The sequence below is a fragment of the Sphingomonas faeni genome (genome assembly GCF_024273235.1).
Taxonomy (GTDB): domain Bacteria; phylum Pseudomonadota; class Alphaproteobacteria; order Sphingomonadales; family Sphingomonadaceae; genus Sphingomonas; species Sphingomonas faeni_A.
Genome location: NZ_JANBVH010000032.1, coordinates 36,943 through 51,938 on the forward strand (window position 1 = coordinate 36,943; position 14,996 = coordinate 51,938).

At 63.7% G+C, this 14,996-nt stretch carries 13 protein-coding genes, 2 tRNA genes and 2 pseudogenes; 9 read left to right on the forward strand and 8 right to left on the reverse strand.

Going from position 1 to position 14,996, the window contains the following annotated elements; genetic code table 11:
* Positions 1-4: 4 nt before the first annotated feature.
* A pseudogene (locus tag NLI89_RS21790) lies at positions 5-766 on the forward strand (glycosyltransferase); the annotation flags it as partial.
* 153 nt (positions 767-919) lie between these two features.
* Here the strand turns inward: NLI89_RS21790 and NLI89_RS21910 are convergent.
* Genes NLI89_RS21910 through NLI89_RS16090 form a run of 3 tightly spaced genes read right to left on the reverse strand, consistent with a single transcriptional unit; the run spans position 920 to position 3,343 of the window.
* The gene (locus NLI89_RS21910; RefSeq protein ID WP_254687953.1) at positions 920-1,510 is read right to left on the reverse strand and encodes a class I SAM-dependent DNA methyltransferase; all 591 of its coding nucleotides are present in this window, start codon (positions 1,508-1,510) and stop codon (positions 920-922) included.
* Entirely contained in the window at positions 1,500-2,192 is a 693-nt protein-coding gene (locus tag NLI89_RS16085) for a PIG-L deacetylase family protein (protein ID WP_254687954.1), read from the reverse strand. The genes NLI89_RS21910 and NLI89_RS16085 overlap by 11 nt, the downstream gene beginning before the upstream one ends.
* Before the next feature lie 47 nt (positions 2,193-2,239).
* On the reverse strand, positions 2,240-3,343 hold the full coding sequence (locus tag NLI89_RS16090) for an acyl-CoA dehydrogenase (RefSeq protein WP_254687955.1): 1,104 nt from the start codon (positions 3,341-3,343) through the stop codon (positions 2,240-2,242).
* 184 nt (positions 3,344-3,527) lie between these two features.
* On the opposite strand from NLI89_RS16090, the gene NLI89_RS16095 reads away from it, so the two are divergent.
* The gene (locus tag NLI89_RS16095) at positions 3,528-3,680 is read left to right on the forward strand and encodes a hypothetical protein (protein ID WP_254687956.1); all 153 of its coding nucleotides are present in this window, start codon (positions 3,528-3,530) and stop codon (positions 3,678-3,680) included.
* Between the two features lie 4 nt (positions 3,681-3,684).
* Here the strand turns inward: NLI89_RS16095 and NLI89_RS16100 are convergent, their stop codons facing one another.
* Positions 3,685-3,948 carry a hypothetical protein gene (locus NLI89_RS16100; protein ID WP_254687957.1) on the reverse strand — a complete coding sequence of 88 codons (264 nt, stop codon included), beginning with the start codon at positions 3,946-3,948 and terminating at the stop codon, positions 3,685-3,687.
* 129 nt (positions 3,949-4,077) lie between these two features.
* Between NLI89_RS16100 and NLI89_RS16105 the strand changes: the two genes are divergently transcribed.
* From NLI89_RS16105 to NLI89_RS16115, 3 genes are all read left to right on the forward strand, one after another.
* Positions 4,078-4,167: transfer RNA gene (locus NLI89_RS16105), tRNA-Ser, on the forward strand.
* A gap of 159 nt (positions 4,168-4,326) precedes the next feature.
* Positions 4,327-5,592, forward strand: a complete 1,266-nt coding sequence (locus NLI89_RS16110; protein ID WP_254687958.1) for a tyrosine-type recombinase/integrase — start codon at positions 4,327-4,329, stop codon at positions 5,590-5,592.
* 19 nt (positions 5,593-5,611) lie between these two features.
* Positions 5,612-6,325, forward strand: coding sequence for a replication protein A (locus NLI89_RS16115; RefSeq protein ID WP_254687959.1), 714 nt, complete (start codon positions 5,612-5,614; stop codon positions 6,323-6,325).
* A 305-nt stretch (positions 6,326-6,630) separates the two neighbouring features.
* On the opposite strand, the gene NLI89_RS16120 is transcribed toward NLI89_RS16115, so the two are convergent.
* Positions 6,631-6,918 (reverse strand): hypothetical protein, encoded by a 288-nt coding sequence (locus tag NLI89_RS16120; RefSeq protein ID WP_254687960.1) that lies wholly within the window; start codon positions 6,916-6,918, stop codon positions 6,631-6,633.
* Positions 6,919-7,405: 487 nt separating this feature from the next.
* Here NLI89_RS16120 and NLI89_RS16125 point away from each other — a divergent pair, with 487 nt between their 5' ends.
* Positions 7,406-7,885: a lyase gene (locus NLI89_RS16125; RefSeq protein ID WP_254687961.1), complete on the forward strand. Its 480-nt coding sequence runs from the start codon at positions 7,406-7,408 to the stop codon at positions 7,883-7,885.
* Between the two features lie 145 nt (positions 7,886-8,030).
* On the opposite strand, the gene NLI89_RS16130 is transcribed toward NLI89_RS16125, so the two are convergent.
* A complete protein-coding gene (locus NLI89_RS16130) occupies positions 8,031-8,456 on the reverse strand; it encodes a hypothetical protein (protein WP_254687962.1) in 426 nt (141 codons plus the stop codon).
* 222 nt (positions 8,457-8,678) lie between these two features.
* On the opposite strand from NLI89_RS16130, the gene NLI89_RS16135 reads away from it, so the two are divergent.
* The 3 genes from NLI89_RS16135 to NLI89_RS16145 all read left to right on the forward strand — a co-directional run bounded on the left by NLI89_RS16135 (position 8,679) and on the right by NLI89_RS16145 (position 13,501).
* A tRNA-OTHER gene (locus tag NLI89_RS16135) sits at positions 8,679-8,749 on the forward strand.
* Between the two features lie 346 nt (positions 8,750-9,095).
* Entirely contained in the window at positions 9,096-12,578 is a 3,483-nt protein-coding gene (locus tag NLI89_RS16140; protein ID WP_254687963.1) for a class I SAM-dependent DNA methyltransferase, read from the forward strand.
* Entirely contained in the window at positions 12,575-13,501 is a 927-nt protein-coding gene (locus NLI89_RS16145; protein ID WP_254687964.1) for a DUF5655 domain-containing protein, read from the forward strand. Before NLI89_RS16140 ends, NLI89_RS16145 begins: the two co-directional genes overlap by 4 nt.
* Before the next feature lie 34 nt (positions 13,502-13,535).
* Here NLI89_RS16145 and NLI89_RS16150 read toward each other — a convergent pair whose 3' ends face one another.
* Both NLI89_RS16150 and NLI89_RS16155 read right to left on the reverse strand, forming a co-directional pair.
* Positions 13,536-14,342, reverse strand: a complete 807-nt coding sequence (locus NLI89_RS16150; protein WP_254687965.1) for a DNA adenine methylase — start codon at positions 14,340-14,342, stop codon at positions 13,536-13,538.
* A gap of 151 nt (positions 14,343-14,493) precedes the next feature.
* Positions 14,494-14,996, reverse strand: a pseudogene (locus tag NLI89_RS16155) (phage portal protein); the annotation flags it as partial.

Here is a 14,996-nt window from a genome sequence, read left to right on the forward strand (position 1 = left end):
TTCGATGAAGCCCAAGGCATCGCCACCGTACGCTCAGCGTGCGGTGGCGGTGGCCATTCCCGTCAAGAACGAAGACGAGTATCTGGGCGAGTGCCTCGACGCGCTGGATCGTGCGGCGGGGCGCTTCGGTGGCAAGGTCGTCATCGTCGCGATGGCGAACGATTGTACCGATGGCACGATCGAAATTTTGAACACCTGGCGGCCGAGCCATGCAACGCTCGCATGGTCGGCCGTTTCGCTTTTACCGGGGGCACGGCACGCCGGCTGGGCACGGCGCCTTGCGCTCGATGCAGGCGCGAACCTGCTGACCCATAATACCGATTTGCTGCTGTCGACCGACGCGGACACGAATGTCGCGGCCGACTGGATCGTGCGGATCGTCGCGCATATCGATGCGGGCAACGATGCCGTGGCCGGACGCGCGCTGACGCTCAAGGCGGATCGGGCGTCGCTGGGGGTCACGGCACGGCGACGGCTGGACCAGCTCGGACGCTATTACACCGCGCTCGATTATCTTCGCGCTCGCGCCGGGACGCAGGCGCACGATCCCTGGCCTCGCCATTTCTACGAGGGCGGCGCGAGCATTGCCGTCACGCACGCGATGTACCGGCGGATCGGCGGGGCGCCCACGCCGTCGGTGGCGGAGGATCGTGCGTTGTTCGACCGCATCCGCGCGCATGGTGGCCAGGTGCGCCACCCGCTGAACGTGCGCGTGTTCACCTCGTGCCGGATCTCTGGTCGCGCGCCGGGCGGGATGGCCGATGCCGTGGCGCGGTGGATCGATCAGCCGATCGATGCGCCCTTGCACGAAACCTACGCCGTGGTCGCGGCGCTCAACCCCGCGGTTGCCAGGCCGGACGACCAGTTAAGCTTTGCTACGCTGCCCGCGGCGATCCGGGAGGCGCAGTCGCTGATCCGCCTAACCCGCACCTTCCAGACGCCAGAGATCGAGCCGGTACGCCTCGTGCCGGTCGCTGCGAACGACCGTGACGCGATCGTCGAGCGCAGCCTGGAGTTCGGCAACGGCCTCGTCCCCGCTTTTGGGATAATCGGTCTCGCCGATCCAGTGGACCAGCATCACATACCCGCCTGACGCCACCGCGCCGCGCAGATAGCCTGCGAGCCGGACGATGTCGGCGCTATCCCAGTAATAGACGACCTCCGACAGCATCACGAGATCGAAAATCCCCTCGGGCGCCTCGTCGGGGAGGCGGCGCTGCTCGATCGTCACGTTCGGCTGATCCGCGCACCGCGCACACGCCGAGGCGAGCGCGGTCGGTGAGACGTCGACCGACAGCAACGCGTCGCACCGCGCGCCAAGCTGGGTTGTCAGCACACCGTTCGCGCACCCGACTTCCAGCGCATTGGCGAACCGCGGCTGGGGCAAGGCGGCGAGCGTCTCGGCGTATTTGGCGGCCTCGTACGCGCTGGTCTCGAAGTCCCAGGGATCGCCCTTGTCCTTGTAGAGCGCCTCGAAATAGTCGGGGGCGATCGAGTGTTCACGACGCACGGAGGATCTCCAGCAAGAGGGTTGTCGGCCGATCGAGCAGCCGGAGCATCCTGTCGGGGAGGCGGAAGTTCTCGGCGGCACCGACGATACGCCCGCCGCGCTGGCTGCGGTGGCATGCCATCGCGCGACGCTGTTGAGGCTTGGCCTTCGCCGTATCGATCGAAATGACGCGGCGACTACGGACACGCTCGGCCAAATCCGCGACGGTCCAGCCCCAGACGAGATAGTGATAGAGGCGAACCGATATGCGGCGTGCGACGGCATCGGCGAGGGCTGCGGCGGCCTCGTGATCGCAGTGCGGCTCGCCGTCCCACGTGACCGCGATCCGGCGGATCTCGCGGGCGCGACACCAGGCTGCCAGGCGATCCGCGGTGCGTTCGAAGAGCGGGTCGCCCGGTTTCGGGGGGGCTGCATCGGGCCAGTCGAGGTGCAGCGGGGCCGCCCCGCCCAGCAGGCGCAGCGCGGCGGCGGCTTCGGTGCGGCGTAACCCGGCGATGCGCATGCGACTCCAGCCTGGTGCGTCGGGGTGCGATCCGGCGCCATCGGTCACGAACGCGGTATGGGCGCGTCCCCCGCTGGCGGCGATCGCGGCGATCAGCGCACCACAGCCGAGCGTCTCGTCATCGGGATGCGGCGCGAGGATCAACCACGGGCCCTGTGCCGCGGCGGCCTTGGCGGACATCGGTCGGGCGCGACGGAAGAGCGTGCTCCAGGCGCGATGGCCCGGCGCTACCACCACCGATCGTCGCCCCAGCAATCCTCCTCCAGCCATGCCGCCGCCGCGCGGTCGCGGGCCTGGTCGGGCACCGGCTGACGCAGATACAGCCCGAGATCGCGGGTGATCCGGTCGATCCGGCTGGCGGCGAAGAACGACGCGGTACCGACCGAGCGCGCCGCCGCCTCCATCGTCTTCAACCCTGCCTCCTCGACAATGCCGCGGGTCATCAGCACGAACGGGATCGCCTCGGTCGCCTGCGCCTCCGCCAGGTGCGCAGCGCGGCGTACCCAGAGGCCAGCGCTACGCGTCTCCGTCAGGCAGGCGGCGAACCGTGCGCGCTGGACCGCGTCGTCGCCCTTGCCGGTCGTGACGAGGTGATCGCGCAGATGCCGCACCAGCGCCTCGACCGCGCCGAGCTGGACCGCGGTGAACCGCCATGCGCCGGCACTGAACCGCGGCTCGGTCTCGTACACGTCGGGGGCACCGATCATGCCCTCGGGACCGATCGGCATGTCGGAGAAATCGAACAGGCCGCTGCACGTGCCACGCATGCCGCGAACCTGCCATCCGCTATTGTCCGCGCGCGCTGATTCGCCTGCGATTCGGACGAGGACGAGTTGCTTGCCGCCGGTCGCATCGCGCGCGGTCACCAGGATGCGGTCGAGGTGCCCTGCGCCGGTCGCGAAACTCTTGCGGCCCTGAAGCACCCAGCGACCGTCGGCGTCCTGCCGGATCGACAGGCCGGGCTGCGGCTCGGTATTCCAGACCCCGTAGACGCGACCGGCCTCGAGATCGTCCGCCAGCGTCCGCCGCTGGGGGTCGTCGCCATAGGCCGACACCAGTTGCGCCGCGTTCACATGGCCCTCGAACACGCGGCCGAGGCTGAGATCGGCGCCCCCGATCGCGCGCAAGACGTCGACCAGCGCGTCGGTCCGCTCGGGAGACGAGATATCGACGAACCCGGCAAGCGCTCCAACCTCGTGCAGCGCGACTACGCGCTCGGCGGGAAACACCTCGTCCCCGTTGGTGCGATCCCAGTCGGCTGCCAGCGCGCGCACCGCTTCCAACGTCGTCCAGCCCTGTGGATGTGCGGGCGATCGTGCCGGTGATGTCATGGCCAGTGGATCAATCCCCGCGCGCTGCGAACCATGCGATACGGCCGCTGTGCCAGTAGAACGCCGGAACGCCGCGAGCGTTGCGTGTCCTGCCCCCGGCGACGGTTAACCGGATCCAAATTCGCCCAGAACCTTTGGTTAACGCTTGGCCGGCATAGTGGTGCGATCGGAAGGGACCGGATCGATGGCACAGAAACAGGATATCTTCGCGCTGGTCGGCAAGCGGATGTGCGCGTCGCCGCGACATGGCGATCTGGCTGCCGGGTATGACGTGCCGCCGATCGCGGACCTGATCCGGCGGATCGACCGTGCGCTGATGGAGCGCCGCGCGGCCTGAACCTCTAGTCGTCCGCGCCCGCCATGCCGATCGCGGACGCGTACATCTGCGCCGCGCGCTGCTCCCGCGGGTCCTTGAAGGCCCGCGTCGGATCGGGCGCATCGCCGGTCGCGCGCAACACCGCCCATAACGCGAACCGCCGGCCGGCATCGCGCTCGGTGCCGAACGCCAGCGACACGCGGTCGCGTCCCGCTTCCAGCGCTTCGGGGCTGAGCGTGTCGATGTCGGTCGTGCCGAAGAAGTGGTGCGAAATCGCGTCTAGGTCCATGCGGGCAGCCTAGCGGACCGCCCGCCCCTCGCGCAATCGGATGCGGCGATGCGGCGGCCTATCGCAACGGTTGCGATCCCGCCGCTCTCCGCTTAGACGCCGTCGTCCGGCTCATCCGAGCGCCGGTACGGAAGAGTGTCCGAGTGGTTTAAGGAACTGGTCTTGAAAACCAGCGATGGGGTAACCCATCCGTGGGTTCGAATCCCACCTCTTCCGCCACCCCTTATTTTCAGGTTGTCTCAAAGGGTCTCCGAACCCCGCGGAAATCCTTAGGTAACGGGTTGCCGTTTGTCTCGCACAGCATCATTAAACATCAATGCAGCGTAACCAATCAGGGGGCACTTCCGGGGCACCGGTTCGGCCAGGTGGGGGCACCGAATGCTGACCGATCGCGCTTGCCGTCAGGCGAAGCCCACGGAGAAGCCCTACAAGTTGGGCGATGCTCACGGACTCTACCTGTTCGTAATGCCGAGTGGCTACAAGAGCTGGCGCTGGAAGTATCGAATCGGCGGCAAGGAAAAGCGCATCGTGTTCGGTGCCTATCCGGACGTACCGTTGCAGGAAGCAAGGGATCTGCGGGAGGCAGCCTCGCGGGAGCTTCGCCGCGGCACGGACCCGGCCGTCGACAAACGCCAGAAGGCAGCTGCCCAAATCGCGCGGGCCGGCAATTCGTTCGAGGTCATCGCGCTGGAATGGCATGCGAGCCAAATGCCAACCTGGTCGACGCGGCATTCAGCGCTGGTCCTCAGCACGTTGCAGAAGGACGTGTTCCCCAAGATCGGCAAGCTGCCGATCGACGCAATCACGACACCGCTCGTGATCGAGGTGCTTCGTCCGATCGAGCAGCGGGGGGCGATCGAGACCGCACATCGGGTGCGGCAGCGCATATCGGAAATCTTCGCGCGGGCGATCGGGGCGGGGATAGCGACGGCCGATCCAGCGGCGGTAGCTGCAAAGGCGCTCGCTCGGACACCGAAAGGCAAGTTTCCCGCGGTCCGGACGATCGAAGCAGCCACGGACGTGTTGAGGTCGGTGGAGAGTACGCCTGGCCATCCGCTCACAAAGCTTGCCTCACGCCTCTTGGCCTTGACGGCGGTCCGAGCCGGCGTTCTGCGCTTGGCGGAAGCCAGCGAGTTCGAGAATTTGGACGGCCCCTCCCCTCTCTGGCGCATCCCCGCAGCGAAGATGAAGCTGGTTTTGGAGCGCAAAGAGGACGTTGCGTACGAATTCCTTGTGCCCTTGTCCTCTCAGGCGGTGGCAACGGTGAAGGTCGCAATGGCTTTCTCCGGCAATGCGCCACTGATCTTTCGAAGCATCCGACATCCACGCAAGCCGATCAGCGACAGCACCGTGAGCAAGGCGTATCGGGACGCCGGTTTCGCGGGCGTGCATGTGCCGCACGGCTGGCGCTCGACATTCTCCACCGTGATGAACGAGCTGGCGGGCGAGCAGAACCGAGTCGGGGATCGGGCGATAATCGACTTGATGCTGGCGCACGTACCGACTGGTGTTTCCAGCAACGAGGGCGCGTACAATCGGGCCGCATACATGCCACGCCGGCGCGAGCTTGCGCAGGAATGGGCAGACATGCTGATCCAGGATCTGGTTCCACCGGAAGCACTGCTTACTATCCCTCGACGCTGACCGGCGTGGGAGCAGCGGCATGACCGCGCGCTCCCTTTTTAAGATCGTCGGCGGCAAGGCCACGAAGGGGCATCGTACCGGGCAACCCGTACGCCGCAGCAGCTATCGCGCCGGCGAGCGCGAGCAGCGGTACTGGCGGCCGTTTAACAAGGCTGAACGCAACGCACGCATGCGCGCTGCCGAGACGTATGATCGGAGCCACAAGGTTGCCGGCAAGCGTAACGGACCGCTCGGCGCGATCGGCGTCGACGTGCTGCGCGAGCTGATGCGAATGATCGACTTCAAGACGGGCAGGCTCGAGCCCGCCATTGCGACGTTGGCGACACGGCTTAGCCGTTCGCGAGGCGCGATCGTGAAGGCGCTTGCCAGACTCAAGGATCATGGCTTCCTCAACTGGATCCGGCGGTTCGAACCGATCGAAGATCCCGACGCGTTTGGTCCCCAGGTGAAGCAGGTGACGAACGCGTATTGGTTTGGCTTGCCAAAGGAAGCGGCCGACATGGTCCGTCGCATGATGGGCAAGGGGCCGATGCCGGACGACGAGGTAACTCGTAGGAAGGCCAACGAAGAGGAAACCGCGGCGATGCTGGCGACGATCTCGGCCGAGGACCTGGCGGCATTCCGTGCCGGCGACGAGTCCCCTCTCGCGAAAGCTCTCGCTTCGCTAGGCCGTCGCGTAGACCTCTGTAACGCGAATTCACCGGGTGGTCAGAACCCGACCCTACAAGGTTAAATATAAAAGGAACGCCGTTGGCGTGCGCAGATTGCTGCTCCACCAAGCCCCCGAGGCCCCGAACCCAACAGGTTCAACATCCAGCGACCGCGGGTGAGCGTGCCGGCTTGCGCCGTCCCGTGCATCCTGGGGAGGATGCGCAAATTCGGCGCCATCTCACTCATTCACGTCACCCGCGCTGCGATGTCACGTAAGCGGAATGTCCCGGATGGGCAGGAAAGCGGACGGGCGGCTTTCGGGGGGTGATTCCTGACTAGCTGCCGTTCGTCGAACTGTGGCTCGCTTCGTTCCATTCGATAGCGATCTCACTCGCCCATCAAATAACGGTAGGCCGCGCGGCATGGTGAAAACAAAAAGACTGCTGCTGCACAAAGGAATATTACGATGCTATTACCCTCATCGACCCTGGTAAAAAACATCACAGCAATAGCAGCTACGGTGTAAATAATTCGGGGATAGAGAAACTTGGTGTAGCCATCTCCTTCGCCGTAAAAGTAGGGCATGCCAAGGGTGAATACTATCCGCGAGTACAGCGCCCAATCGAGCGCTAACCCTACCGCGATGGAACTAAAAAAGTAAAATACCACCACCAATCGGCCCTCCGCGCGTACGGTATGCTACCAGTATTATGTCCGCTAGTGGGTGGCGTCGTAAGCCGCACAAACGGCGACGTTTGGGCGGAAGCGGAATGGCCGGTTCGGAGAGGAAACCGGAAGGGCAGCTTATGGATGAGAGGAGTGCTTAACTGCCGTTTCCTCGTGCGCTCATAGTGACGTCGACATCCGCTACCTTCTGGCGAAGGCGAGTAAGAAACGGCCGTCCGTGCGTTTCCATTTTGTCAGGCGAGTAACCGCGTATGACGTCCTCGTACCGCTGCACCTGATCAACAAGGCCGGCACGGAGCCGCTCCAAATCGCGATCGGATAGGGTCTCTCGTTCTGCGTGGGCTCGCTCGATGAACATATCGTGGGATGGTATGCCCGCATGAACGAGCAACTGCAATTGGGCGGCATAACGACGAGCTTAAACGACCGGCATTCGTAGTTAGCTGCCGGTCGTTGTCGGTGATACCCGAGTTCGATGACCGAACGTTACGAGCCTGCATCCGACTTTCCCAAGGCAGTTGCTGCTGAAGAAGTGCCGCTTTCAGGCTCGGCCTTTGCTGACGCGAACATGCAACAGCTTATCGCGATGACGCGGGACGACGATGTCTCTAACCGCGATTGGGCGACCATGCTCCTTGCGCTGGAGGAAGCGGATACGCCGGAAATCCGCGAGGCATTGCTATCGGCCGCGAACGATGAAAACGACGTCGTGCGAGCAGAAGCGCTCGTCGGTATTGCAAGACGCGATCGAGAGCTGGCGCTACCGCTCGTCCTAACAGCGTTGTCTGGCGAGTGGGCGGGTATGCCCATTTTCGAGGCCGCTGCATTGGTTGCCGTACCCGCCTTAGTGGAGGTGCTTAAAACTTGGACTGAACGGTCAGATGACGAATGGCTCGACCAGCTCGCGTGCGACGCCCTAGCAGCTTGCGAAAAGAGCCAGCCCACCCCTAACTGATCAATGTCCGCTATTGGGCCCTTTTTACCGTCGCAACACGGTCCCCGACGCATTAAACTTGCGCATCAAGGTCGGGTCACGTTTTAGCCGCTCGCAGCCTGATGCAAAACTTGTGAGTTTTGCATCAGGAGTGGAAAGCGGGCCGTTAGTGAATAGCTACGTCACCGCCGCCTAAGGCGATTACAGAAATGCCGCCATGCTCTGGTGCCAAGCTGATGTGCCATCCCTCGTAGCCGGAAGAGTTGCTGAAGGTGTCGAGCCTTATCTCGTCGCCGAAATAGATCATGAGGTCGGCTGTCTGCCTATCTATGGATAGGCTCGTTATCGACCGTTCCCCGATAAGTTCGTTCGCCTTCGCCTCCCCGTCTACTGGAGATGGAAGGCCAAACTGCTGTCCGTCATCCTCATTCGCAAAAGCGATTCTCCCGTTGGCGACGATGCGCCACGGAATTGGAAGGGCAATGCTTCCGCCGCCAGATGCCGTGATTACCCAATCGGCCTCCCGACGGGCGATTTTGCACCGCCGTCCGAGCAACGCTTTCTCAAGCTGTGGTAGCCATTCTACGTCCATGTCGCAGAATTGGCACCTGTTCGGAATGTCCGCAACCGGCGACTGCCAACCGTCAGCTTAAGACCTACTCGTTGATGCAGAACTTCTGATTTTTGCATCAGGAATGACCGGGATAGAAAGATCGCCCTGAACGAATCGCAGCTTTCGGAAGCGCCTATTTGTAACCCGAGTGTCCGGCATTGGGCGTTTTGCGACAACGATGCGAATGCGTTATCGCGGATTGTCAGCGTAGCTCAATTGGCGGGAGCACCGGTCACAACCGGAGGTTGCGGGTTCGAGTCCTGCCGCTGGCGATCCAACCTGAACGATCGTCTGCAATTGGGAAGCACAATCGGACCGGGAAACGGCAAAGATTGGGCGAAGTGCACCGAACTGCACCGGCGTACGAGCCCGAAAAAAGCTAACGCGGGCTAGGACCTGAGCCAGTTTCAGCAGGCCGTTCGACCGCACCTTTTGCGGCACGAAAAGACCGCGGGCGAGGCGGGGGGAATAGCGTGTTAAATCGGGTCGCAGGGACGGGGCCGCTCTACTCTGTGCCGCCGCCCCGCCCGCCCGACGCGCGCGCCCCGTCCGGACTAAAAAAGCCCTCCACCTACGACGACGGTTGTAGCTGCGCCTATCCTGCCCCTAGATGCTGCGATGGGGGATGACACAGAGGTCGACGCGTTCATCGCGCAGTGGCGCGATACCGGCGGGTCCGAGCTTGCCAACACGCAAAGCTTCATCAACGGCCTGTGCCGGCTGATCGGCGTCGCGCCGCCCGACGGCAGCCGCACCGACGACGCGCATAACGACTATGTGTTCGAACGCCGCGTGTTCCAGGACAATGGCGACGGCACCAACAGCTTCGGCCGGATCGACGCCTATCGCCGCGGCGCGTTCATCCTGGAGGCCAAGCAGGGCAGCGACGCCGATCGCGCGGCGGCACAGCGCGGCGAGGACGATCTCGACCTGTTCGGCCAGACCGCCACCGCGCGTATGAAGCGCGGCACCGCCCGGCGCGGCACGCCCGGCTGGGCCAAGGCGATGGTGCAGGCCAAGGGGCAGGCCGAACGCTATGCCAAGGCGCTGCCGGTCGATCATGGCTGGCCGCCGTTCCTGCTCGTCACCGACATCGGCTATTGCATCGAGGTCTATGCCGACTTCACCGGCAGCGGGAAGGCCTATGCGCAATTCCCCGACCGGTCGCGCTACCGCATCATGCTCGAGGACCTGCGCGACCCGCAAGTCCGCACGCGCCTCGCCGCGATCTGGACCGATCCGAAAAGCCTCGATCCGTCGACCCAGTCGGCGCGCGTCACGCGCGAGGCCGCCGACCTGCTCGCCACCATATCGCGCCGGCTGGAGGCGCGCGGCCATTCGGCGGAGGCGGTCAGCGGCTTCCTGATGCGGCTGCTGTTCACGATGTTCGCCGAGGATACCGGCGTGCTGTTGCCGCAGGACAGCTTCAAGACGCTGCTGCGCGGCCAGCTCGACCACCCCGAGCATCTCCACCACCAATTATCTTCGCTCTGGGCGGCGATGGACAAGGGCAGTTTCGCGCCTGCGCTCGGCATCCCGGTCAAGCGCTTCAACGGCTATCTGTTCAAGGATACCGCAGCGCTCCCGCTCGACCACGACGAATTGCTAGTGCTGATCGAGGCGTCGGAGAAGGACTGGACCGAGGTCGAGCCCGCGATCTTCGGGACTTTGCTCGAACGCGCGCTGAACCCCAAGGAGCGCGCCAAGCTCGGCGCGCATTACACGCCGCGCGCCTATGTCGAGCGGCTCGTCGGCCCGACCATCATCGAGCCGCTGCGCGCCGACTGGGCGGGCGTGCGTGTCGCCGCCGCAGAGCTGATCGACCAGGACAAGCCCGACGAGGCGCGCCGCACGGTCGAGACGTTCCACGGCCGCCTCGCTGCCACCCGCGTGCTCGACCCGGCATGCGGCACGGGCAATTTCCTGTACGTCGCGATGGCGCGGATGAAGGAGCTGGAAGGCGAGGTCCTCGACCTGCTGATGGACCTTGGCGACACGCAGTACGTCGCCGAGCTGACCGGCCACACGATCACGCCCGAGAATTTTCTGGGGATCGAGATCAACCCGCGCGCGGCGGCGATCGCGCAGCTGGTGCTGTGGATCGGCTATCTGCAATGGCATTTCCGCGTGAACGGCCGGAACAGCCCGCCGCCCGAACCGATTTTGCGCGACATCCGCACGATCGAGAATCGCGACGCGCTGATCGACTGGAGCGCGCGGGAGCTGGAGCGCGATGAGCGCGGTGCGCCCGTCACACGCTGGGACGGCGAGACGATGAAGGTCCACCCGGTGACGGGCAAGCCCGTGCCCGACGAAGCCGCGCGCGCGGAAGTGTATCGCTACGTCAAGCCGAAGGCCGCGACATGGCCCAAGGCGGATTTTATCATTGGAAATCCGCCGTTCATCGGCGGCAAAGATGTGCGCGAGAAACTGGGTGGCGGCTATTTTGAAGCATTGTTCCGCACCACCGACGTGCCCGAAAGCGCCGATTTCGTGATGCATTGGTGGGACAAGGCCGCGCTCGCGGTGCGAAAGCGCGGCACCCGACGCTTCGGATTCGTCACAACCAATTCGATCACGCAAGTTTTCAGCCGTCGCGTCATTGCCAAGCACCTTGACGCAAAAGACCCAATTTCTCTGCGCTTCGCTATTTCAAACCATCCTTGGGTGGATGAAAAGGACGGCGCAGCGGTACGCATTGCGATGACAGTCGCTGTCAGCGGTCCAGGTGAGGGTTTGCTTTTAACGGTTTCGAATGAGCGGAACGTTCCCGACATCATAGAATTTCAAGAGCATTTCGGTGTCATCGGCAGCGACATGCGCCCTGGCATTGACGTAACTTCGACGAAGCCACTGAAGGCCAACGCCAACATTTCATTTCGCGGCGTAACACTGATCGGGAGTGGATTTATCGTCGATGATACGACTTTTCAGAAGATCGCCGTAGGCGATACACTTGGGCAAGTTGCATTTGTAAAACAATATGTAAATGGACGAGATTTAGTTGCTCATACTCGCGATGTGAGAATAATTGATTTATTCGGGCTATCCGAAGATGAGGCTAAGGCTCGGGCCCCATCTCTTTATCAGCACCTAGCAAATACTGTTCAGCCATTTCGCGCACAGAGCAAGCGGAAATCCTATGTAGATAATTGGTGGTTTTTTGCCGAGCCGCGATCTGAAATGAGGCGCGCACTAGTTGGACTGGATCGCTACGTCGCCACAACACAGACCGCTAAGCATCGAACGTTCCAGTTTGTGGACGGAAAAACGCTAATCGATCAGCAGGTCATCGGCTTTGCAATCGACGATGCGTACGTGCTGGGTTGCCTTAGCTCAGCACCACATATGGCCTACGCATTAGCCGCCGGGGGCAGACTCGGCGTAGGCGATGATCCTCGCTACAATAACACACGCTGTTTCGACCCTTTTCCCTTCCCCACAGACGTCCCCGAACCGCTCAAGGCGCGCATCCGTGCCAAGGCAGAGGCTCTCGATGCGCTCCGCAAGCGCGTGCTCGCCGAGCATCCCGACCTGACGCTGACCAAGCTGTACAACGTGCTGGAGGCGTTGCGCGCGGCGGACCGCGGCGGGCCGGCGCTGTCCGACAAGGACCGCGACGTGCATGACCGCGGGCTCGTCACGCTGATCCGCCAGCATCACGACGCGATCGATGACGGCGTGGCCGACGCCTATGGCTGGGGTGACGATCACCGCGCGGGGACGCTCGACGACGAGACGATCCTGACGCGGCTGGTCGCGCTCAACGCCGAACGCGCGGCCGAGGAAGCGCGCGGGCTGATCCGCTATCTGCGTCCCGACTATCAGGACCCGGGCTATCGCGCGCCGGTGTCGGCGACGCTCGATCTGGGCGAGGCCGCGGTCGCGCCGGTCAGCAACGTTATCCCCTGGCCCGCTAGCCTGCCGGACCAGGTCGGCGCGGTGCAGGCGATCCTCGCCGCCGCCGCCGGGCCGATGGCCGCGCAGGACGTCGCGCGCACCTTCAAGGGCAAGCGCGCCGGCACGGTCCGCCCAGTCCTCGACGCGCTCGCCGGCGTCGGCCTCGCGCGCCGCCTGACCGATGGGAGATATGCCGCGTGAGCGACCTGAAGCTGTTCCGCACCACTGCGACGGGCGTCGCCGAACTGCCCGGCGGCGCGGTCGCGCTCGAAAAATCGTTGCAGACCTTGTTCGAGGCCAATCTGGAGGCGTTGCTCGGCGTGCGCTTCCTCGCGTCGGAATTCATCGCGAGCGCCGCCGGGCGGATGGATACGCTGGGCATCGACGAAAACAACGCGCCGGTGGTGATCGAATATAAGCGTGCGACGAACGAGAACGTAATCAACCAAGGGCTGTTCTATCTCGACTGGCTGATGGGTCACCGCAAGGATTTCGAGTGGCTGGTGATGGAGAAGCTCGGCAAGGACGTCGCGCAGAAGGTCGACTGGCCCGGCTCGCGGCTGATTTGCGTCGCGGGTGACTTTCAGAAATGGGACGAGCATGCGGTCAAGCAGATGAACCGCACGATCGATCTGGTCCGCTATCGCCGCTATGGCGACGACCTGTTGCTGCTGGAGCAATTGACCGCGACGACCGCCAGTCCTGCGGTCGGCGGCCAGGGAGCTGCGGTGGCGACGGCAGGCGGCACGACAGGGCTCGCGAAAAAGACGAAGACCGTCAGCCAGCAAATCGAGGAGGCGCCTCCTGCGCTGCTCGATCTGTATCACGCGGTCGTGGCCTATCTTCAGGCGGCCGGCGATGATGTTCAGGTGAAGCCGACCGATCTGTACATCGCGTTTCGTCGGTTGAAGAACTTCGCATGCCTCGAAATGCGTAACCAGATCGGCAAGCTGCTGGTTTTCGTGCGCGTAAATCCGGACACGGTGACGCTAGAGCCCGGCTTTACGAAAGACATGCGCGGCATCGGCCACTACGGCACCGGCGATCTGGAGATTTCAATCCATACGCTCGCCGATCTGGAAAAGGCCAAGCCGCTCTTCGACAAAGCCTATCAGAACGGATGATGAGTCCGGGCGACGCAAAACGCCGCCCGGTCATTCATAGTGCGGCGACGTTCGAAACGATCAGCTCGCCCGCCTTCATCGCAGCCCCGGCGCCAACCGAATACGTAGTTTCCGCCGTCCGGATATGGAATCGGCTGAACGTCTCGCGCGCGCCGGGCGTGTCGTTGATCGACAGCAGGAACTTGCCCTTAATGCCGGCGAGCTGCGCGGCGAGCTGCGCAAAGTCGGCCCGGCCAAACACGTCCTGGCCATAGTCCTCTTCGCATCCCCAATAGGGCGGGTCGAGATAGAACAGCATGCCGGCGCGATCGTACCGACGGATGAATTCGGCATAGCCGAGCTGCTCGATCACGACGCCGGCCAGGCGCTCGTGAATGTCGGCGAGCAATGGCTCCAGCTTGGCGACGTTGAACCGCGCGCCCTGCGTCTTGTCGACACCGAAATGCCGGCCGTTGACCTTGCCCCCGAACGCCAGGCGCTGGAGGTAGAGGAAGCGGCACGCTCGCTCGAGGTCGGTCAGCGTCTCGGGCGGAGTGGCCTTCAGCCGTTCGAATTCGGCACGGGCGGCAACGCGGAACCGCAGCATGTCGATCATGTACGGATAGTGCCGCTGCAGGACGCGGAAGAACGTCACGACATCGCCCGACACGTCGTTGATGACCTCGACCTTCGGCCGTGATCGGCGCCGCAGGAAGACGCCGCCCATGCCGACGAAGGGTTCGGCGTAGCCTTCATGGTCGACGCGCTCGATCATCGCGACCAGGCGCGACGCCAGATTGCGCTTGCCGCCGATATAGCCCGCGGCCGGTGCGACGGGCTGAACAGAATTAAGGGTGTACATGTAGGATTTCCTCGCCTTGTAGAGATCCCGCCCGTGCGGATCGCGCGGGTGCGGGACGGCCGATGGCCGTTGGTCGTGGCGAGACAGATCCTCGTCGGTGTGCCGGGTTGCAGCCCAGCATCCCCCGCCCGGCTATGCCGGACGTGAAAGCTTAGCTGGCTGGTGCAACCATCTTACGGGGCGCGAAGGCGACTGCCTCGACGCCAACCGCCTCGTTGATGTCCAACAGGCGCGCCTGGATCGGTTCGATCTCCAGCTCGAAAAACATATCGACCGCTTCGCTAGGCTTGCCGAGGGTCGAGCCCTGGGCGGGCACGATGCCCAGCAGCACAGGCGGCGTGCGGTGCGCTGCCAATACGTCGTCGCGCGTCGCGTTCTTGATCCCCATGAACTCGTCGTTCGCGCCGACCTGGGCGATCGGCAGGATTTTGATGCCGCCATCCTTGCCGCCAGGCTGGTGGACGAAGAGGTTGCGAAAATTGCCCGGCCCCTTCGACCGTTTCAGCGCGTCGCGGATCGCATTGACGTCCCCATCGGAGAACTCGCCGGTCGCATGCAAGATGAAACCCGCGTGACTACCGTTAAGATAGTATTTGCGGCGAAACAGTGTGGCGGCTTCATTGAGCAAGGCGGATTGCAGCGCGGAGAAGCTTT

Bases quoted from the DNA above. Each gene is read 5' to 3' on its own strand.
- NLI89_RS16085 (WP_254687954.1), bottom strand. From the start codon at position 2,192: ATGTCCGCCAAGGCCGCCGCGGCACAGGGCCCGTGGTTGATCCTCGCG.
- NLI89_RS16125 (WP_254687961.1), top strand. From the start codon at position 7,406: ATGACCGAACGTTACGAGCCTGCATCCGACTTTCCCAAGGCAGTTGCT.
- NLI89_RS16095 (WP_254687956.1), top strand. From the start codon at position 3,528: ATGGCACAGAAACAGGATATCTTCGCGCTGGTCGGCAAGCGGATGTGC.
- NLI89_RS16110 (WP_254687958.1), top strand. From the start codon at position 4,327: ATGCTGACCGATCGCGCTTGCCGTCAGGCGAAGCCCACGGAGAAGCCC.
- NLI89_RS16140 (WP_254687963.1), top strand. From the start codon at position 9,096: ATGGGGGATGACACAGAGGTCGACGCGTTCATCGCGCAGTGGCGCGAT.
- NLI89_RS16090 (WP_254687955.1), bottom strand. From the start codon at position 3,343: ATGACATCACCGGCACGATCGCCCGCACATCCACAGGGCTGGACGACG.
- NLI89_RS16100 (WP_254687957.1), bottom strand. From the start codon at position 3,948: ATGGACCTAGACGCGATTTCGCACCACTTCTTCGGCACGACCGACATC.
- NLI89_RS16150 (WP_254687965.1), bottom strand. From the start codon at position 14,342: ATGTACACCCTTAATTCTGTTCAGCCCGTCGCACCGGCCGCGGGCTAT.
- NLI89_RS16130 (WP_254687962.1), bottom strand. From the start codon at position 8,456: ATGGACGTAGAATGGCTACCACAGCTTGAGAAAGCGTTGCTCGGACGG.
- NLI89_RS16115 (WP_254687959.1), top strand. From the start codon at position 5,612: ATGACCGCGCGCTCCCTTTTTAAGATCGTCGGCGGCAAGGCCACGAAG.